Origin of the sequence: Ciceribacter sp. RN22, assembly GCF_024054295.1 — a bacterium.
Classification (GTDB): Bacteria; Pseudomonadota; Alphaproteobacteria; order Rhizobiales; family Rhizobiaceae; genus Allorhizobium; species Allorhizobium lividum.
Window position 1 is genome coordinate 109651 of sequence record NZ_JAMXLD010000001.1, and the last position, 18986, is coordinate 128636.

General features: G+C 61.7%; 22 protein-coding genes and 2 tRNA genes. 7 read left to right on the forward strand and 17 right to left on the reverse strand.

Features of this window, described 5'->3' with window-relative positions:
* The first annotated feature begins 268 nt into the window (after positions 1-268).
* Together NHF53_RS00540 and NHF53_RS00545 are read left to right on the forward strand one after the other, a co-directional pair.
* Positions 269-1933, forward strand: coding sequence for a type I secretion system permease/ATPase (locus NHF53_RS00540; protein ID WP_252832662.1), 1665 nt, complete (start codon positions 269-271; stop codon positions 1931-1933).
* Complete coding sequence (locus tag NHF53_RS00545) at positions 1930-3243, forward strand: HlyD family type I secretion periplasmic adaptor subunit (RefSeq protein WP_252832664.1); 1314 nt, start codon at positions 1930-1932, stop codon at positions 3241-3243. The genes NHF53_RS00540 and NHF53_RS00545 overlap by 4 nt, the downstream gene beginning before the upstream one ends.
* A gap of 5 nt (positions 3244-3248) precedes the next feature.
* On the opposite strand, the gene NHF53_RS00550 is transcribed toward NHF53_RS00545, so the two are convergent.
* The 4 genes from NHF53_RS00550 to NHF53_RS00565 all read right to left on the reverse strand — a co-directional run bounded on the left by NHF53_RS00550 (position 3249) and on the right by NHF53_RS00565 (position 5872).
* Positions 3249-3563 (reverse strand): hypothetical protein, encoded by a 315-nt coding sequence (locus NHF53_RS00550; protein WP_252832665.1) that lies wholly within the window; start codon positions 3561-3563, stop codon positions 3249-3251.
* Positions 3564-3922: 359 nt separating this feature from the next.
* The gene (locus NHF53_RS00555) at positions 3923-4960 is read right to left on the reverse strand and encodes a HAMP domain-containing sensor histidine kinase (RefSeq protein ID WP_252832667.1); all 1038 of its coding nucleotides are present in this window, start codon (positions 4958-4960) and stop codon (positions 3923-3925) included.
* On the reverse strand, positions 4957-5358 hold the full coding sequence (locus tag NHF53_RS00560) for a two-component system response regulator (protein WP_252832668.1): 402 nt from the start codon (positions 5356-5358) through the stop codon (positions 4957-4959). Before NHF53_RS00560 ends, NHF53_RS00555 begins: the two co-directional genes overlap by 4 nt.
* Complete coding sequence (locus tag NHF53_RS00565) at positions 5336-5872, reverse strand: hypothetical protein (RefSeq protein WP_252832670.1); 537 nt, start codon at positions 5870-5872, stop codon at positions 5336-5338. The genes NHF53_RS00560 and NHF53_RS00565 overlap by 23 nt, the downstream gene beginning before the upstream one ends.
* A gap of 91 nt (positions 5873-5963) precedes the next feature.
* On the opposite strand from NHF53_RS00565, the gene NHF53_RS00570 reads away from it, so the two are divergent.
* On the forward strand, positions 5964-6458 hold the full coding sequence (locus NHF53_RS00570; RefSeq protein ID WP_252832672.1) for an Arm DNA-binding domain-containing protein: 495 nt from the start codon (positions 5964-5966) through the stop codon (positions 6456-6458).
* Here the strand turns inward: NHF53_RS00570 and NHF53_RS00575 are convergent.
* The 10 genes from NHF53_RS00575 to NHF53_RS00620 form a co-directional block, all read right to left on the reverse strand.
* A tRNA-Phe gene (locus NHF53_RS00575) sits at positions 6437-6512 on the reverse strand. The two genes, NHF53_RS00570 and NHF53_RS00575, sit on opposite strands and share 22 nt — an antisense overlap.
* A 189-nt stretch (positions 6513-6701) precedes the next feature.
* Positions 6702-6914: a DNA gyrase inhibitor YacG gene (gene yacG / locus NHF53_RS00580; protein WP_252832673.1), complete on the reverse strand. Its 213-nt coding sequence runs from the start codon at positions 6912-6914 to the stop codon at positions 6702-6704.
* A 4-nt stretch (positions 6915-6918) separates the two neighbouring features.
* On the reverse strand, positions 6919-7539 hold the full coding sequence (locus NHF53_RS00585) for a Maf-like protein (RefSeq protein WP_112685402.1): 621 nt from the start codon (positions 7537-7539) through the stop codon (positions 6919-6921).
* 36 nt (positions 7540-7575) lie between these two features.
* Entirely contained in the window at positions 7576-7794 is a 219-nt protein-coding gene (gene infA / locus NHF53_RS00590) for a translation initiation factor IF-1 (protein WP_004435948.1), read from the reverse strand.
* A 132-nt stretch (positions 7795-7926) separates the two neighbouring features.
* Positions 7927-8388 carry a low molecular weight phosphatase family protein gene (locus tag NHF53_RS00595; RefSeq protein WP_252832675.1) on the reverse strand — a complete coding sequence of 154 codons (462 nt, stop codon included), beginning with the start codon at positions 8386-8388 and terminating at the stop codon, positions 7927-7929.
* A 5-nt stretch (positions 8389-8393) separates the two neighbouring features.
* Complete coding sequence (locus tag NHF53_RS00600; protein ID WP_252832676.1) at positions 8394-8867, reverse strand: UPF0262 family protein; 474 nt, start codon at positions 8865-8867, stop codon at positions 8394-8396.
* Positions 8868-8870: 3 nt separating this feature from the next.
* Positions 8871-10169, reverse strand: coding sequence for a histidinol dehydrogenase (gene hisD, locus NHF53_RS00605; protein ID WP_252832678.1), 1299 nt, complete (start codon positions 10167-10169; stop codon positions 8871-8873).
* Positions 10170-10210: 41 nt separating this feature from the next.
* On the reverse strand, positions 10211-10645 hold the full coding sequence (locus tag NHF53_RS00610; protein WP_252832679.1) for a DUF2948 family protein: 435 nt from the start codon (positions 10643-10645) through the stop codon (positions 10211-10213).
* A gap of 120 nt (positions 10646-10765) precedes the next feature.
* Complete coding sequence (gene murA, locus NHF53_RS00615) at positions 10766-12058, reverse strand: UDP-N-acetylglucosamine 1-carboxyvinyltransferase (RefSeq protein ID WP_252832680.1); 1293 nt, start codon at positions 12056-12058, stop codon at positions 10766-10768.
* A 128-nt stretch (positions 12059-12186) separates the two neighbouring features.
* Positions 12187-12429 carry a hypothetical protein gene (locus NHF53_RS00620; RefSeq protein ID WP_147273515.1) on the reverse strand — a complete coding sequence of 81 codons (243 nt, stop codon included), beginning with the start codon at positions 12427-12429 and terminating at the stop codon, positions 12187-12189.
* Positions 12430-12588: 159 nt separating this feature from the next.
* On the opposite strand from NHF53_RS00620, the gene NHF53_RS00625 reads away from it, so the two are divergent.
* Positions 12589-12663 (forward strand) — tRNA-Thr (locus NHF53_RS00625).
* 404 nt (positions 12664-13067) lie between these two features.
* Entirely contained in the window at positions 13068-14153 is a 1086-nt protein-coding gene (locus tag NHF53_RS00630) for a DUF475 domain-containing protein (protein ID WP_114362477.1), read from the forward strand.
* A gap of 68 nt (positions 14154-14221) precedes the next feature.
* Here NHF53_RS00630 and NHF53_RS00635 read toward each other — a convergent pair whose 3' ends face one another.
* A complete protein-coding gene (locus NHF53_RS00635; protein WP_252832681.1) occupies positions 14222-14920 on the reverse strand; it encodes an SH3 domain-containing protein in 699 nt (232 codons plus the stop codon).
* A 267-nt stretch (positions 14921-15187) separates the two neighbouring features.
* Here NHF53_RS00635 and NHF53_RS00640 point away from each other — a divergent pair, with 267 nt between their 5' ends.
* The gene (locus NHF53_RS00640) at positions 15188-16063 is read left to right on the forward strand and encodes a DUF6030 family protein (RefSeq protein ID WP_252832682.1); all 876 of its coding nucleotides are present in this window, start codon (positions 15188-15190) and stop codon (positions 16061-16063) included.
* Between the two features lie 137 nt (positions 16064-16200).
* Positions 16201-16536: a TIGR01244 family sulfur transferase gene (locus NHF53_RS00645; protein WP_252832683.1), complete on the forward strand. Its 336-nt coding sequence runs from the start codon at positions 16201-16203 to the stop codon at positions 16534-16536.
* A 27-nt stretch (positions 16537-16563) separates the two neighbouring features.
* Here NHF53_RS00645 and galE read toward each other — a convergent pair whose 3' ends face one another.
* Together galE and NHF53_RS00655 are read right to left on the reverse strand one after the other, a co-directional pair.
* Complete coding sequence (gene galE / locus NHF53_RS00650; protein WP_252832684.1) at positions 16564-17601, reverse strand: UDP-glucose 4-epimerase GalE; 1038 nt, start codon at positions 17599-17601, stop codon at positions 16564-16566.
* Positions 17602-17768: 167 nt separating this feature from the next.
* Entirely contained in the window at positions 17769-18938 is a 1170-nt protein-coding gene (locus NHF53_RS00655; RefSeq protein ID WP_252832686.1) for a pyridoxal phosphate-dependent aminotransferase, read from the reverse strand.
* Positions 18939-18986 lie beyond the last annotated feature (48 nt).

Sequence of the window (18986 nt, forward strand, 5' to 3'; positions counted from 1 at the left end):
CCAGGTCATGCTTCCGCGGCGTCAGCAAAGCGGGCGGCGCGCGGTCGCACGACAAGCCCATTCATCTGAATTCCGCCCGATTTTGGCGGCATGGCGGAAGAGAGCGGCATGCCCCGCCCAGAGGGCCGGCGGCCATTGCAATCTTCGCGAGATTCTGCTGAAGCTTGGCGCAGCCGACCGCGGGAACGTCCGCGATTTCCTAGAATGCCGGGGGGATGAATTGACTGCCACATTGCAAGAGACGCGACGCCCCCTGGTAGCCGCGGCCTTGAGGCAAACCCGAGCCGCCTTCGCCGGCATCGTCGCCCTCAGTGCCGTGACCAACATCCTGATGCTCACCGGGCCGCTCTTCATGATGCAGGTATACGATCGCGTGCTGGCAAGCCGCAGCGTGCCGACGCTGGTGGCGCTCTCGCTGCTCGCCGTCACGCTCTACCTGTTCCAGGCGCTGTTCGAGATCATCCGTTCGCGTATCCTGACGCAGATCGGCCAGCGGCTCGAGGAGGAGCTCGGCAGGCCCGCCTTCGACGCGGTCCTGAAGCTGCCTCTTCGACTTTCGAAAAAGGAAGCCGTTCCACAACCCTTGCGCGATCTGGACCAGCTGCGCGGCTTCATGAGCGGCCAGGGCCCGATCGCGATCGCCGACCTGCCGTGGCTGCCGCTCTATCTCGTCATCCTCTTTCTCTTCCATCCCTATTTCGGCTGGCTCGCCGTCGCGGGTGCCGTCGCGCTGATCGCACTGACGCTCACCAGCGAGGTGAGGCTGCGGGAGCCGATGCGGCTCCTCTCGCTGCTCGCGGCAAGACGCGCCGACTACCTGGAAGCCGGGCGGCGCAACGCCGAGGTTCTGCAGGCAATGGGCATGCGAGACGCCTATGCCGCCCGCTGGGATGCGACCAATGTCGACTTCATCGAGAAACAGCGACGCGCTGGCGACGTTACCAGCGGCTTCTCCGCCGCCTCCAAGATCTTCCGCCTCGCCCTGCAGTCAGGCGTGCTGGCACTCGGTGCGTGGCTTGCCATTCTCCAGCTCGCCTCGCCCGGCGCCATGATCGCCGCCTCCATCCTGACCTCCCGGGCGCTTGCGCCGATCGAGCTGGTGATCGGCCAGTGGCGCGGCTTCGTGAACGCCCGGCAGGCGCGCCGCCGGCTCGAGGACGTTCTGGAAAAGCTGAAAGCCGGCACCATGCCGATGGCCCTGCCCGCCCCGCGCCAGACGATTACCGCAGCCGCGCTTACGATCGTTGCGCCGGGCACGACCGCGATCATCGTCCGCGACATCGGCTTCGAACTCAGGGCTGGCCAGGGCCTCGGGATCATCGGACCGAGCGGCTCGGGCAAGTCGACGCTGGCGCGCGTTCTCGTCGGCGTGTGGCCGGCGGCCCGCGGAACGGTACGCCTCGACGGCGCCGAACTCGCTCAATGGGATCCCGAAGCGCTCGGCTCCTCGGTCGGCTATCTGCCGCAGGACGTCGAACTTTTCGACGGCACGATTGCCGAGAACATCGCCCGTTTTTCTCCGGATGCGAAGGCGGAGGCGATTATCGACGCGGCGACGATGGCCGGCGCCCACAGCCTGATCCTCTCTCTGCCCGACGGCTACGACACGCGCATCGGCGCCGGCGGCGCGATCCTGTCGGCCGGCCAGCGCCAGCGCATAGGGCTTGCCCGCGCCCTCTACCGCACGCCTTTCCTCATCGTTCTCGACGAGCCGAATGCAAGCCTCGACGCCGAAGGGGAAGCTGCCCTCACCAATGCCATCATCGCCGCCCGCAAGGCGGGCTCGGTGGTGATCGTCATCGCTCACCGCCCGAGCGCGCTTGCCGCTGTCGACCATGTTCTCGTGCTCAACGAGGGACGCATGGTCGCCTTCGGCCCGCGCGACGAAGTCCTGCGCAAGACGACGGTCCGCGCCGTTTCGGAGAATTCATGACAGACAGTCCGCGCAAGAGCCGGGCCTCCCGCTCCATCGCCCGTTCCATGACGGTCGCCGCGGTGGCGAGCGCCGTTCTCATCCTCGGGATCGGCGGCTGGGCCGCGACCAGCAAGCTTGCAGGTGCCGTGGTCGCGCCGGGCATGGTGGTGGTCGAAGGCAACGTCAAACTGGTGCAGCACCGCAGCGGCGGTATCGTCGGCGAAATTCACGTCAAGAACGGCTCGCGGGTCGCCGCCGGGGACCTCCTGATCCGCCTCGACGATACGATCACCCGCGCCAACCTCGCGGTGATCACAAAGCAGATCGACCAGCTGACCGCACGTCGCATGCGGCTTGCCGCCGAACGCGACGAGGCGGTGGAGATCACGGTACCCGACGAGCTGAGGGTGCGGCTCTCCGAGCCGGAGGTCGCCGACTACGCAAAGGCCGAGGAGTCGCTGTTCAGGGCTCGCAAGCGTACGCTCGAGGGACAGAAGGCGCAGCTCCGCGAGCGGATCGGCCAGATCCGGCAGGAAACGGACGGTCTCGTTGCACGTCGCGCCGCCAAGGACGACGAGCTGAAGCTCATCGACGAAGAGCTGGCGGGCGTCGTGACGCTGCACGAAAAGCAGCTCACGCCTTTCTCACAGGTCGCCGCACTCCAGCGCGTGAAGGCGCAGCTCGCCGGCGAACGGGGCCAGCTCACCTCGGACATCGCGCGCGCGTCGACACGCATCACCGAAACCGAGCTGCAGATCCTGCAACTCGACCAGGACCGGCGCGCCGAGGTGCTGACGGAGCTCAGGGATATCGACAACAAGCTTGCCGAACTCGCCGAACAGCGGGTCGCCGCCCTCGACGAACTGAAGCGCGTGAACATTCTCGCGCCACAGGCTGGCCTCGTGCACGAGCTTGCGGTGCATACGATCGGCGGCGTAATCACGCCGGGCGAGACCATCATGCAGATCGTTCCGGTGAACGACGCGCTGGTCGTCGAAGCGCGCGTGCGCCCGGCCGACATCGACCAGCTGCATGCCGGCCAGCAGGCGGTGCTGCGCTTTTCCGCCTTCAACCAGCGCACGACACCGGAGATTTTTGGGACGGTCGAGACGATCGGCGCCAATCTGAGCGCCAGCAGGGAGACGGGCGAGACGTGGTACACCGTGCGCATCACGATGCCGCGCGAAGAGGTCGCCCGCCTCGGCGAACTGGTGCTGCAATCGGGCATGCCCGTCGAAGCCTTCATCGAGACCGGCGAACGCACCGCGCTTTCCTACCTGACCAAGCCGCTCGCCGACCAAATCGCCCGCGCCATGCGGGAGGATTGAGGCCGCTAGCAGTGGTTCACGTCGGTCGCGCAATAGTAATTGCCGGGCGTGCCGCAGCAATAGGGCGTTTCATCGCTGCAGTATTCGCCGCTGGCGGCCGGGCATTCATTGCCGGTCGCGACCTCGACGCCCGCCGCTGGGCAGCCGCGGGAAGACACGCTGCCATCCGCGCAGGTCTGGATCGGCCTCTGGTCGGTCGAATAGAAGGCAAGCAGAGGCGCCCCGGACGACCGATCGCCGGCATCTGCCGCCGGAACACCCCCGGCCCCGGCAAGAACGGCAATGGCAAGCATTCGCGCAAAGGGAAAGAACCTGATCATCGAAACCTCCTGCGAAACGAGGCCGATACGATAGGTCTTTATTTCAGATGTTACTACAGTACAAATTCAGGGAGCCGATAAGGCGATATCGGGCGCAACGCGAAATGATCACGTTTGTTTCTGGAATAAAATGGTGCCCGGAGGCGGATTTGAACCACCGACACACGGATTTTCAACAGAACTGGGAGATGTGGCAGCTTAGCTCATTTGGTTGAGTGTCGGTCGCGTAAGGCGCTAAATACCTTACAGCCAGACCAGCCAGCCCGTATCAGGCGATGTCAGGACTAAGCAATCAAGGGCAGCGTCCTCGGCTCCCATAAGACACCCGGTGCGGTTCGGACTGTTAGCTTACCAGCATTTCAGGCAGATATTCGAGAACCCGGCAAAATTATTGTGACAACTGTCCCCTCATTCAACTGTGATTTCAGCCTGAATCTGCCACCATGGAGAGCTACAAATGCTTGAACGATCGACAATCCAAGACCAGTTCCAGTATCAGGATCCTTTATTGCCAAGCTTCCTTGACCATATGCACTTAACACACGTGGAATGTCTGACTCGGCGATGCCTACTCCCGTGTCAGAAATTACGATTTCCAGATCGCCGTATTCATCACATCCACACCTGACGAAAACAGACCCGCCATCTTTGGTAAACTTTACTGAATTCGATAGAATATTCAACAAAATTTGAAGAATACTTGTTTTATCAGCACAGATCTTTTTGCCGCGATCGCCATACTCTTGATAAAGGCACACTCCCTTTAGTTCGGCCCGCCCCGAAAAAATAGCAACAGCATCACCAATCACCGTGTGCACATCGAAAACCTCCTCCTTTAGAGTAAATTTTCCTTCCTCAATTTTTGAAATATCAAGTACAGAATTAAGTATTAAAAGCATGTGCGTGCCAGATTCGTGTATATGAGATACATATGATTTATATCTGTCGCTTTGCATTTCCCCATAGAGGCCATTTTTCATTATTTCAGCATAACCCAGTATGGCATTTAGCGGATTTCTCACTTCGTGACTAATGGACGCGATAAAGCGGGACTTCGCCATATTGGCTTCTTCTGTACGCCTTCGGGCTTCATTGCTCATTTCGTTAGCAACGGCTATCTTCTCATAAGCCGCATAAGCACCTTCAAGATTCGCCGAAAACGCTACATTGATGAAAAACAATGAGATTATCACCACGCCGCAAAATATAGAAAAAAGCAAAAACAGTAAACTTAAATCGATCAAATTAACCTGATAAAACAATACGGCGAAAATAAAAACGCACGACACAAGGACTCCAATGAAAATATAGTTTTTCTTATAGAATTCCATTGCCCTATGAACAAACGGGTTCTTATAAGACTCTATTTCCGCATTTTTATTCCGCTCGCTGTTCAACCGTCATTCCTCCCTAGGAAAAAGGACACGGTATCGCGCAATGCATCAATTGAAACAGGCTTGAGGAGAACGCCGTTGAAAAGAACCCGCGAAGCAGCGAACTCTGGCTGCAATAAATCGTGCGCAGTGACAGCCACAACTGGGATATGCGCCAAATCAGGGTGACTTCGAAGCTCCCGAACAAAACTAATTCCTGTCCCTCCCAGTACGTTAATATCGCTCATAACCAAAAAAAAGCTCTTGTCGATCATCGAAACAGCTCTATCAGCATACGCGGTCTGACTTATATCGACAACGTCTTGGAATAAAGCCATTATAGCGTCTACGTAATACTCCCTATTTCGCACGTGATCTTCAATAATAAGCATTTTTCTTCTATAATTCTGTGTACCTTTCATATGCCGACATCCTTATGTCCCTGGCCAGCATCTGCTTCTCAGAGAGGGAGGTATCAAACTCAAGCAGATACTTCTTGCTCACGCTACTCGATCCAATCACTTTTGATTTAAACAACATCAGATCGTTTTTCAGATCGTGGATACCTTTCGTCATCTCATCACCAACAAGCGAAACCAACTTTTCATGGAGCCGTATAAATGTGTCCACGTCCACCACGATATCTTTAAAGACCCTATGGACCTCATCGCTGTCATCGATCAGACAGACGTATTTAATTCTATCACGTATCCGCTGTATATTTGAAACAACCTCAGATATAGAATTGAATACTTTTTCATTTTGCTGTTCGATTTTTGCCTTTCGCCTTTTTTCATCTTCTCTAGCGCCTTCGAATACAGCCAGTTGCTTGTCAAATTTCCGCTGCTGTGAGCTATTTCTATAGGTCAGCCACGCAGCGAAAAACGAGACCAAAAGTGAGCCTACAGCTGTAATCAGCGCAGCATCTATATTCATCGACCACTGGCTCCCCAAAGGACTATAACGTCAACCCGACCGCCTCAAATCGTACGCAGACACGCGGACGTTGCAACCTTATTGTTGCGTCATGCGAAAGAAACTTACACCGAAGCTGCTCGATAATCTTTCTCCCGCTGAAGACAAGCGGTACGAGATCCGCGACGAATTGGTCAGGGGACTGCTGATCCGCTTGTCGAGGACGGGCGGAAAGGTCTGGTATCTCGCCACCCGCATTGACGGCGTGCTACGGCGCGTCAAGCTGGGGACTTACCCGGTGCTGTCGCTAAAGGACGCTCGCGAAAAGGCGCAATCGCTGCTGCGCGACATCCAACTCGGCACGTTCCAGGTGCGCGACGTTGAGCCAGCACCGAAGGTTTTGACACTCGGCGATGTCATACTCCAGTTCATCACGCGATACACCCAGCGACACACCAAAGACTGGAAAGGAACCGAACGCGTGCTGATGCGCATGAATACGCTGCATGGGCTTAAAATCGACACATCAAGTGCGCCGATGTCATTCGGGAGATCGAACGGCTGCCCCTGTCTTATTAGTAAAAATGGTGCCCGGAGGCGGATTTGAACCACCGACACGCGGATTTTCAATCCGCTGCTCTACCAACTGAGCTATCCGGGCATCAGGCTCGACTTGCAAGCCGCCCGATCCTTTTCGGGATCGGCAGGGGCGTTTTGTCCCCCGGAGCGAGCGCGGTTATAGCATCTTGTTCGGCCATGTCCAGCACCAATCGGCACTTTTTTGACAGCTTCGCTACAAACGCGGAAAAACAAGGTATTCCAATGAGTTCAATGCCGGATCGACGCGGCCTCAGTCGCGGTTTTCGTCATCCGCCCGGGATTCGTCCTCGGCGACCGGGATCGCATAGCTGCCCTTGAGCCAGCGGGAAAGGTCGAGCGTGCGGCAGCGTTCCGAGCAGAAGGGATAGCTCTCGCGGATCGAGGGGTGGCCGCATTCCGGGCAGGGCCGCGTCTTGCGCAAGGGTTCGACCTTGCCCTTGCCGCCGGAGGTGTCTTCCGCCATCGCCTCAGCCCTCCTTCCACGCCGCCTGGACGTCGAAACCTTCGCCCGCCAGAAGCTGCGTGGTTTCGAAGAGCGGCAGCCCGACGACATTGGTATAGGAGCCGACGAGCTTCTGCACGAAGCAGCCGGCCAAGCCCTGAACGGCATAGGCGCCGGCCTTGCCGCGCCACTCGCCGGAGGCGAGATAGGCTTCGATCTCGGCGGTCGACAGCCGCTTGAAGCGGACCTTGGTCTCGATGACCTTGTGGCGGACGGCACCATCGGGCGTGATGAGGCAGATGCCGGTGAACACCCAGTGGCCGCGGCCGGAGAGCAGATGCAGGCAGGAGGCGGCCTCCTCGATGAATTCCGCCTTGGGCAGGATGCGGCGGCCGACGGCGACCACAGTGTCGGCGGCGAGGATGTAGGAGCCGTCCCAGTAAAAATCGCCCTTGACCGCATCATGGGCGGCACGCGCCTTCTCGGTCGACAGCCGGCGCGCCAGCGAACGGGGATGCTCCGCCTTCTTCGGCGTTTCGTCGAGGTCCATGGGCATCAGGCGCGCGGGCTCGATGCCGGCCTGCATCAGCAGGTCGACGCGGCGTGGGGAACCGGAGGCCAGTATCAGCTTCTGTGTCGGATCCATGGGTCCTCGGGCGTCTGCCTGCTTGAAATCGCCCGCTTACTTGAAGCGGTAGGTGATGCGGCCCTTGGTGAGGTCGTAAGGGGTCATCTCAACGAGAACCTTGTCGCCGGCGAGGACGCGGATGCGGTTCTTGCGCATGCGGCCGGCCGTGTGGGCGATGATCTCATGCTCGTTTTCGAGCTTCACGCGGAAGGTGGCATTGGGCAGCAATTCGGTGACGACACCGGGGAATTCAAGGACTTCTTCTTTTGCCATAGAGCGGTTGTCTTTCTGTCTGTTGCTTCAGGTCGTCTGCGACCCTGAAATGTGCGCGGAAACTACACAATCACCGCGGTTTTGTGAACCTTGTAGATCGTGCTTTCGCAATTTGTTTCAATAGATGCTCATTCACCTCAATACGGTCGCCACGAGCTCCTCGCGGATTCGCCGCTCGATGCGGTCGCGCACCTCGCGATAGGCGGCGAGGATTTGCTCGCGCGTCCCGGTGGCGACCGTCGGATCGGGCATCGGCCAGTAGACCACCTCGACCGCCGAGGAGCGGGTGAGCTCGAGGGCCGCGTGATGCGCCTCGGGCGCGAGCGTGACGACGAGATCGAAGAAATCATCCTCGAGTTCGTCCAGCGTCTGCGGCTGGCGCCTGCCGAGCGAAAGGCCGATCTCTTCCAGCACAACGTCGACGAAGGGATCGCGCTCCCCCGACCGGACGCCGGCGGACGCCACGTAGACGCCCTGCGGCAGGAGCTTGCGGGCGATCAGCTCGGCCATCGGGGACCGGATCGCGTTCATGCCGCAGATGAAGAGGATGGCACCCGGCCCCCTCCTCCCGCTGCTCGGCGCCTCCTCCGCCATTGCGGCTACCCCCGCCAATAGAGGACGCAGACCAGGGTGAAGAGCCGACGGGCGGTGTCGAAATCGATCCTGATCTTGCCGGACAACCGGTCCATCAGAGTCTGGGACCCTTCATTGTGGATGCCGCGACGGCCCATATCGATCGCCTCGATCTGGCTTGGGGTGGAGGAGCGGATCGCCTCGTAATAGCTCTCGCAGATCATGAAGTAATCGCGGATGATCCGCCGGAACGGCGTCAGCGAGAGGATATGGGTCGCAACCGCCTCCTCCTTCTCCGTCTTGATGGAGAAGACAAGCTTGCTGTCGACCAGCGACAGATAGAGCTTATAGGGGCCGCCGGGATGGCCAGCCGGCTCGAAGGAATTCTCCTCGATGAGATCGAAGATGGCGACCGCCCGCTCATGCTCGACATCGGGCGTCGAGCGCCCGATCGTTTCGTCGAGGATCACGTCGCAGAGCCGGTAGTCGCCCGTGGCCATCGCTCAGCCTTCGAGATTGAGCCGGATCGCAACCGATCGCGCGTGCGCGTCGAGCCCTTCGCTGCGGGCGAGCGTGATTGCCGCCGGCGCCAGGCTGCGCAACTGCCCGGGCCCGAGCCTCAGGATCGAGGTGCGCTTGACAAAATCAAGCACGGAAAGGCCCGAGGAGAACCGCGCCGAACGGGCGGTCGGCAGGACGTGGTTCGAACCGCCGACATAATCCCCGATCACTTCCGGCGTATGGCGACCGAGGAAGATCGCTCCCGCGTTGCGCACGCCGGCCATCAGCGCGTCCGGATCATCGACGGCGAGTTCGAGATGCTCCGGCGCGATGCGATTGGCGAGCGGCAGGGCTGCCTTCAGGTCCGGCACGAGGATGATGGCGCCGAAATCCGCCCAGCTCGCCGCGGCCGTCTCCGAGCGCGAGAGCGATTTCAGCTGCCGTTCGACGGCGGCCTCGACGGCCTTGGCGAGCGGCAGATCATCGGTGATCAGGATCGACTGGGCACCGCGGTCGTGCTCGGCCTGGGCGAGCAGGTCGGCGGCGAGCCAGTCGGGGTCGTTGTTGGCGTCAGCGATCACTAGCACCTCGGAGGGGCCGGCGATCATGTCGATGCCGACAGCGCCGAAGACCTGCCGCTTGGCTGCAGCCACATAGGCGTTACCGGGGCCGACGATCTTCGCGACCGGGGCGATCATCTCGGTGCCGTAGGCAAGTGCGGCAACAGCCTGTGCGCCGCCGATCCGGTAGATTTCCGTCACGCCCGCGATCCGTGCGGCGGCAAGCACGGTCGGATTGATGTCGCCGCCGGTCGCCGGCACGACGATCACGATGCGCTCGACACCAGCGACCCTGGCCGGCACGGCGTTCATCAGAACCGAGCTCGGATAGCTCGCCGTTCCGCCCGGAACGTAAAGGCCGACGGCCTCGATCGCCGTCCAGCGCGAGCCTAGACCGACGCCGAGCGTGTCCTCGTAGATGTCGTCCTTCGGCATCTGGCGGGCGTGGTGACGCTCGATGCGCTCAGCGGCAAGCTTCAGCGCATCCATGACCTCCGGCTCGACCTTGGCGACCGCCGCCGAAATCTCGTCCTCGGTGACACGCATGCCGATGCTGGAGAAATCGACGCCGTCGAAGCGGAGCGAGTATTCCGCCAGCGCCGCGTCGCCGCGCACCCTGACGTCCTCGATGATGGCACGCACCACGTCGTTGACGTCGGTGGAAACCTCCCGCTTCGTCGTGAGGAAGGCGGCGAACCGTTCCTCAAAACCCTCGGCTCCTTGTTCAAGCCAGATTGCCACGTCCTGCTACCCCTCTCCTGGGCCCGCCCTAGAGCCCGACATCACCCCGGATGACCGGGCTTGCGGGAGGTTTCCCACGCCGCGCCGGTATCTGCAAGCTGCCCTTCAATACATTCAACGTCGAGCGCGATCATGCCGCCGCCGGCAAGCACCAGTTCCAGAACGCCACCCGGTCCCTCACCCTCCTGACGGAAGCGAAGGGCGAGAAGCGAACGGACATCATCGTTCCTCGTCCGGTCGATGCCGGTCGAGCGCACTGCCTCCACCCGTTTGAAGGTGAGGATTGTCCGCCTTCGCTCGAAACTCCTGCGCTTCGGCTCGGTCCGCTCCCAGACGAAACGGTTGGCCACCAGCGAAAACTGGCGTGCGCGCGGCAGATAGGCGATGTCGCCGACCTTGAAGACCGCGTCCTGCATGTGCGCCGAGATCACGGCGAGGTCGTCACTGTCGAGAGCGAGAAGCTTGAGATCCGTCATAGCACCGATTCCCGAATGGGCCGGAGACGATCCGGCCCTGCCATCTTCCCTTCCGACATAGGAAGCCGCAATGCAAGAGGCAACGCCCGGAGCGCTGCCGGCAGGCGGTTTTTCAAGGCGTTAATCGCTGATGCGCTCGACGATGGCGCCGCACCGGCCGAGCTTTTCCTCCAGCCGTTCGAAACCGCGATCGAGATGGTAGACGCGGGAGACGAACGTCTCGCCCTCGGCGGCCAGGCCAGCGATGACCAGCGACACCGAGGCACGCAGGTCGGTCGCCATGACCGGTGCGCCACGCAGGCGGTTGACGCCCTCGATCCTGGCCGTCTGGCCCGAAAGCGTGATCTTGGCGCCGAGACGGGCGAGTTCCTGCACATGCATGAAGCGGTTCTCGAAGATGGTCTCGGTGACGTGGGAGACGCCGTCCGCCCGCGTCATCAGCCCCATGAACTGCGCCTGCAGGTCGGTCGGGAAGCCGGGGAAAGGTTCGGTGACGATGTCAACCGGGCGGATGTCGCTGCCGTTGCGCACCACCCGGATACCGTTCTCCACCGGCGTGACGGTCGCACCGGCCCGGCGAATGGCCTCAAGCGCCGTGTCGAGGAGGGCCGCGTCGGTGCCCTCCAGAACGACATCACCGCCGGTCATGGCAACCGCCATGGCGTAGGTTCCGGTCTCGATACGGTCCGGGAGCACACGGTGACGGGCGCCCGAAAGGGCCTCCACGCCTTCGATAACGATGGTCGAGGTGCCGGCGCCGGAGATCTTCGCACCCATGGCATTCAGACAGGCGGCGAGGTCGACGATTTCAGGCTCGCGGGCGGCGTTGTTGATGACGGTCTTGCCGCGGGCGAGCGAAGCCGCCATCAGCATGACGTGCGTCGCACCGACCGACACCTTCGGGAAGGTGTAGGTGCCGCCGACGAGGCCGCCCTTCGGCGCCCGCGCTTCCACATAACCGCCGTCGATCTCGATCATCGCCCCGAGCGCCGTCAGCCCCTCGATGAAGAGGTCGACGGGGCGTGTGCCGATCGCGCAACCGCCGGGCAGCGAGACGCGCGCCCGACCCTCGCGGGCGAGCAGCGGGCCGATGACCCAGAAGCTTGCGCGCATTTTCGAGACCAGCTCGTAGGGAGCCGTCGTGTCAACGATCGTGCGGCAGGTGAAATGGATGGTGCGGGAATAGGAGCCGTTCTGGTGCTCGCGGCGGCCGTTCACGGAGACATCGACGCCATGATTGCCGAGAATGCGCAGAAGAAGCTCGACGTCGGCAAGATGCGGCACGTTTTCGAGCGTCAGCGTGTCGCTCGTCAGCAGCGAGGCGATGATCAGCGGCAGTGCGGCATTTTTCGCGCCGGAAATCGGGATGACCCCATTGAGCGCGTTTCCGCCGACAATCCTGATACGATCCATATGATCCTACGGGCCCCGCCCGCCTTTCTCTCGTTATTCCCGTTCCCGCCTTCGCGAGAGCGTCGCTCTTTAGACGAAAAGAAGACCGCGTTCAATTCGGTCGGGCGGCCGACGCGGTCCGGAACGCACTAAACATCGTCTTTGGTCGATTTTGCGGCAGGCAATCCCTCCGCCTCGTCGGCCGCCCCGGCCCGACGGGCGCGAAGCTGCTGCTTGCGACGACGCAGGTTTTCCTTGAGCTTTTCGGCGGCCCGCGCCTTGCGTTCGTCGGCCCTCGTCGCGGAGGTGCCCTTCGGCCCGGCGTGCCCCTGCGATAATTCGCCGGCGACCGGCGCCTCGCCTCGTGCCCTCGATTCGGTGGTTTCCTTCATCATTGCCGCTTGATAGCGGAAAACCAGGCATTCCAAAAGGGTTCGCGAGACACGGCCCGAAATCTTGCACGCAAGTTCGAATTTGCGGCTTGCGCTCATCGAAAACCTGTGGCAATAGGCCCGCACGCTTCGAACGGCGCACCGCGCCCGACACTGCAAGCTGCTATAGCTCAGGGGTAGAGCACTCCCTTGGTAAGGGAGAGGCCGAGAGTTCAAATCTCTCTAGCAGCACCAGTTTTTCAATTTGATCCCAAGACTTTCCCCCGCATCGCCGTTTCTGCAGGCCTGCCGAAATGCCGCAGGCCAAATGCGCTTGCTCCGTTGGCGAACAGTGCAGCAGCACCTACATTTAGGACGACTGCGCTGAGGCTGCATCGCCTCTTGACGATCTCCGGCCGTTCAGTGGAAAACAGCGTGGTCCCGCGGTCCCGGTTTGCCGGCTGCCGCGGCCGAACCTCTGGTGCCGGGCCCCTCTGGCGAGAGTTTACGGCGCTCTCGTGATGTCGGTACCGCCAGCAAGATGAGCCGGCGGATACAAAAATCATGTCGATTTCGACCATGCCTCACCCGCATGCCTGCGTCGCCAGTGCATGCCTTGGGCAATCCATATTTGATATTCACGGCGGGAGGGCGAGCCGATGAACGCGACCCCTGCCCAAAAGGGAATGCTCGACTACTTCAAGTGGGCCTTCATCATGACGGCTGTCGGCCTGGTGCTCGGCGGCTGGCTCGGCTGGCAATCCAGCGGCACGATCGGCGGAATGGCCACCGTCTTCTTCATCTGCGCCGTGCTCGCCGTGCTCGAAATATCACTTTCCTTCGACAACGCGATCGTCAACGCCAACAAACTCAAGGACATGACGCCCGCCTGGCAGCACCGCTTCCTGACCTGGGGCATCGTGATCGCGGTGTTCGGCATGCGCGTCGTCTTCCCGCTGGCGATCGTGGTGATCGCCGCCGATCTCGGGCCGGTCGAAGCCTTCCTTCTCGCCGCCCGTGAGCCGGCCGAATATGCGCGCATCATGAACGACGCGCATCTGCCGATCGCTGCCTTCGGTGGCACCTTCCTGATGATGGTCGGCCTCACCTACTTCTTCGACCACGAGAAGAACGTGCACTGGATCGACGTCATCGAGAAGCACATGGCGCGCTCGGCGACGATCAAGGGCATCGAAATCGGCCTGGTGCTGCTGATGATCCTGCTCTTCTCCTATCTGCTCGAAGGAGCGGAGGCGGTAACCTTCGTCTACTCGGCGATCTACGGCCTCGTCACCTTCCTCGCCGTCGAGGTGATCGGCGGCCTCCTCGACGCCTCGCAAAGAACGATGGTGGAAGCGGCGAAGGGCGGCCTCGGCGCATTCATCTATCTGGAGGTACTGGACGCGAGTTTCTCGTTCGACGGCGTTATCGGCGCCTTCGCACTGTCGCAGAACCTCTTCGTCATCGCGATCGGGCTCGGCATCGGCGCCATGTATGTCCGCTCGATGACGATCATGCTCGTCGAAAAGGGGACGCTCGCCGAATACCGCTACCTGGAGCACGGTGCCTTCTACGCGATCCTGATCCTCTCGGTGATCATGTATTGCCAGACAATGCTGCACATCCCGGAGGTAATCACCGGGCTCGGCGGCGCAGGACTGATCGGCATCTCGCTATGGTCATCGATCCGCTACAACCGGATGGAACAGCTGCGCGGGCGCGAGGCGGTGGTGGAGAACATCTGAGTCCTGAGATTGCAGGACGGCCGCGCGCGCAGCGGCCGTCCTGTCGCTGATTTCCAATCAGGCCATTCTCAACCGCAGGCGTTGCGGGCATAGACCTTGCGGTCGTCCTGCTTCAGCACCCAGCCGCGGTAGGTCTTCATCTTGACCTCGCACCAGACGGTCGTGCCGTTTTGCTCGACGCAGCCGACGATGTCGACGCATTGCCCTGCCTCGACGCGCCCGAGAACGGCGCCCTCGGTGCCCGGCATGGCGCGAACGTTCATGCGCATCACCATATGGATCGAAGTGATGCCGGCGGCAACGTCAGGCGCGCCGATGTCGTTCGGCTGGGCACAGTCGCCTCCCGCATAAGGCAGGCACCCGGCCCTACCGGCAGCGGGCTCCGGCTTGAGCTCCGGCTGCGGTTCGGCCACATCGGAGTGCACGATCTGCAGCGTCTCCCCGTCCAGCGTCATGCCGACATAGATGCCGGGCTCTTCCTTGTCGGCACGCGCAATCTGTTCGAGACCGGATGCGGTAGAATAGAAGATGATGGTGCCGTCGCCATTGTTCATCGAGTAACCGGAGATCGTCTTCAGGTTTTCCGGGCAGGTGAAATCGTGCTGCGTGACGGCAAAGATGCCCTCGGCTACAGGATCCTGATCAAACGAGATGTGGCAGGATCCTTTCGAAGAGGTCACACTCCACAGGTCGGAAGCGGCGACCGGGGCGGCCATGGCGAGGCAAAGGAGACTGGCGAGAGTCGGGAAGAGGCGCGACATGGGCATCGAGACAATCCTTCTTGAGGCTGCGATCCCGGTTGCCTATGGGGCGCGTCTCCGCCGGTCAACGACGGATGCCGGCGGCGGGCGTATTGGCCCAAACTTGGCCGTTCGCCCAAGGGTGGACGATCGCCGCGGGCACCCTCAACGCGAGGCTGCAGGATGGATATAGGCCACGCGCCCGGTTCCATGCCATAAACGGCCCGATACCGAAGACAGAAGACCCGCATGCCGAATCGCACAAGACGACGAACAAGCCGGAAGGAAGTGGGCGTGAAGCCCGCCCGACCGAAGAGGAGCAGCCATCTCCTTTTCGGTGTCCTCGTCGTCGTCATTCTTTCGGCGATCGCCGCGACCTTCCTGCTGGCCAACGACATGCATCATCTGAGATCGCTGGCACGGCGCTACGGACTGGAGCGCCTGTTTGCGGAGCCGTCAGGGACGGACGCACCCGTTGCCCTCAAGGGCCGGCGACTCGAACCCGTGCCGGTCGACGTTCCCCGATACTTCTTCACTGATTTCATCGAACCCTCGGCCGGCACCTTCGTCCGCGACATCCGCCTCAAGGGGCCGACGCTCTGCAGCGAACTGAGCCGGGCAGGTCTGAAGAATCCCGGCTGGCAGCCGAGTGAGTACGACCGCCGAACCTCCGAATGCCTGTCGGAAACGCGGTTTGCGGCTCCCGACGCCAATGGCGGGGAGACCTCGCTGTTCTTCATTGCCAAAGGCACGCCCGAAGGGGAAGTCCGTTCGATCCGCATGAAGCTCGTCGCCCCCGCCGGCATGCCGGGCGAAACGGCGCAGGCGTGGCTCGTCGAAGCGTTGTCGGAGATCATCGACCGCACGACCTGGCGCGACTTTGCACCCGCAGTCGACGCAGCCCGAAAGCTCACCGACTATTCCGCGATACGCTTCGGGATATCGGTCGAGTTCAGCCGCGACTTCGTGATTACCAACGGTTACAATTTCATCCTCGCCCCAGACGGCCGAAGTCCACTCGTCAGGAGGACCCGCGCCTATTTTTCTCCGGACGGATGGCTGCCGCTCAAACCCGGTGAACCGCGGCTGCCGGCGGCTGCCATCCGTCATTGGCAGATGCCGGCGGCGAGCCCCGCAAAGACGGGACGCCCTGCAGCATCACCACCGTAAGCGCCGGCATTTTGCCGCAACGGCCTCGCTTCCACTTGAATACATATAGATGCAGCTATATTTGTGCTGCGAGACAGCGGACGGGCGCTCTTTCGAGCCAGTTCTCCCGCCGCAACGAATTGAAAGGAAGCCGTATCGTGCATATCCGCCCCCTTACTCAGAATTTTCACGTCTCGGGCCAGCTGAAGCCGAGCGACATCGCCAAGGTCGCGGAAGCCGGCTATGCCGCGGTGATCTGCATGCGCCCTGACGGCGAGGGCTGGGGCCAGCCGAAGTTCTCCGCAATCGAGGAGGCAGCCAAGGCGAGCAACCTTCCCGCCTATTACCTGCCGGTCGGCGGCGGCGTGCCGATGGAGCAGGCAAAGAAACTGCGTTCTCTGCTCAAAGAAACCGGGGGTCCGATTCTTGCCTTCTGCGCATCCGGCGCACGGTGCGCCGGGCTCTACCAGATGGCGCAGCAGATCGGCGGCTGATCTCGCATGGTCGGCCCGTGGCCGGCCTCAGGCGCGTTCGGTCAGCACACGCTGCTGGACTTCACCTCGATCCAGGCGCCGCTCCCAGTCGAGTGCGGTGCGGACAATGAAATCGAGATCGTCGTGGCGCGGCGTCCAGCCGAGAGCCGTGCGCGCAAGCGTCGGATCGGCGACGATGAAGGCGGCGTCGCCGGGGCGCCGCGGCCCATAGGCGACATCGAGCGGTCCGCCATTGCTGCTGCCGGGTTCGCTGCGAACCCGACCGACGGCTTCCAGCACCTCGAGGACCGAGTAGCCTCGTCCGTAGCCGCAATTGGCGGTGAGGGACTCGCCGCCGTTCCTCAGATATTCCAAGGCCTTCAGATGGGCATCGACCAGATCGCTCACATGGATGTAGTCACGGACACCTGTGCCGTCAGGCGTGGGATAATCAGTTCCATAGACGTCGACCTTCTCGCGCTTTCCGAGTGCGGCCTCGCAGGCGACCTTGATCAGGTGGGTCGCCTTGCGAGTCGACTGGCCGGAGCGGCCCGCGGGATCGGCGCCGGCGACGTTGAAATACCGCAGCACCGCGTATTTCAACCCGTGCGCCCGTGCGGTATCGCGCAGCATGATCTCGCTCATCAGCTTTGACTGGCCATAGGGGTTCTCGGGCCGAAGCGGCGCAATCTCGAGAACCGGATCCGGCTTGTCGGGTGTACCGTAAACCGCTGCCGTCGAGGAGAAGACGAAGTGTGGCACGGAAGCCTTGACTGCGGCGGACAGCAGCGCGCGGGTGTTGCCGGTGTTGTTCTCGTAGTAGGAAAGCGGATCGGCGACGGATTCCGGGACGACGATCGAGGCTGCAAAATGAATAATCGCTTCGACCGCATTTTCCGAGAAGATCCGGTCGAGCAGCATCGCATCGCCGACACTGCCTTCGTAAAAGCGGACCTGAGGCGGAATGGCCCAGCGGAAACCCGTCGACAGCCGGTCGATCACCACGACCTCGTAGCCTGCGTCGAGCAGTGCCCAGACCATGTGGCTGCCGATATATCCCGCACCGCCGGTCACCAGTATCGCCATCGTTCCTCTCCCCTCTTGATTCGCAGGAAAACGCTACACGTGGCGGCGACGGCCGCACAAGCACCCGCACCGGACGATGTCCGTTCGTAGAGGCAATTCTGTACCTAACTTTGACGAAGGCGACGTTCTTTCCGCAGCCGCAAAAGCGGAGTAGGTCCCCGCGGCAATCAACGACCGAGAATGTAGTCGCAGAGCCTGCCGGCTGCATCCTCGATCTGGCGCGGATCACGCAGGAAACAGGCCCGGAGGAAGGCTTCGCCGCCTTTGCCGAAAGCGGTTCCGGGTGCAAGGCCGACTCCGGTCTTGTCGACGATGTCGAGCGCCGCAGCGCGGCTGTCGCTCACCCCGTCGATCTTCAGGAAGGCGTAGAGCGCCCCTTCCGGCTTCAGGGTCTCGACCCGGTTGGTGGCGATCAGGGCATCGCAGAGCAGGTCGCGCGAGCGGGCCGCACGCTCGAAATTGGCGCGGACGAAGTCGTGACCGTGGTCGAGCGCGGCGACTGCGCCGCGCTGTATGAACTGGGCGACACCGGATGTCGAATACTGGATGAGGTTTTCGAAGACCTGCCCCGTCTCCGGAGGCGCGACGATCCAGCCGACACGCCAGCCGGTCATCGACCAGTTCTTCGAGAATGAATTCACGAAGATGATGCGGTCGTCGGCATCCTTGACGTCGAGAAACGAGGGGGCACGCACGGCCGCGCCATAGTAGTAGAGCGCGTAGATTTCATCGGCGAGGATCCAGATACCGTGCTTGCGGGCAAGGTGGAGGATTACCGTCAGATCCTCTCTATTGGCTGTCCAGCCCGTGGGGTTCGACGGGGTGTTGATGAAGATCGCCTTGGTCTTCGGCGTGATCGCGGCTTCCAGCCGTTCGAGATCGAGCGACCAGCTTCCGTGACCGAAAGAGAGCTCGACGCCCACGGCACGGGCGCCGGCGAGCTCGATCGCCGAGACGATGTTCGGCCAGGCCGGCGTCAGGAAGACCATCTCGTCGCCGGGCGAGGTGAGCGCCTGAACCGAAAGGACGATCGATTGCATGCCGGACGCCGTGACATAGAAGTGTTCCGGCGAAAGCGAGACGGCGAAATGACGGGCGTAGTAGCGCGACAGAGCCTCACGCAATTCGGGAATGCCGCGCTGCCAGGTATAGAAGGTCTCACCGGCGAGCAGAGCCTCGCTGGCCGCCCGGTTGATGAAATCCGGGCTCGGCAGGTCTCCCTCCCCCACCCACAGCGGCAGCAGGTTTTCGCGTCCGCGGGCGTAGTTCAAGATCTCGACGATCCCGCTTTCCGGGGCGGATACGGCACGCGGGCTGAGGCTGGCGACAAAAGACATGCTTCGGCTTCTCCGTTTTGGCCGTTCATAGCCGATCACAGATCGAAA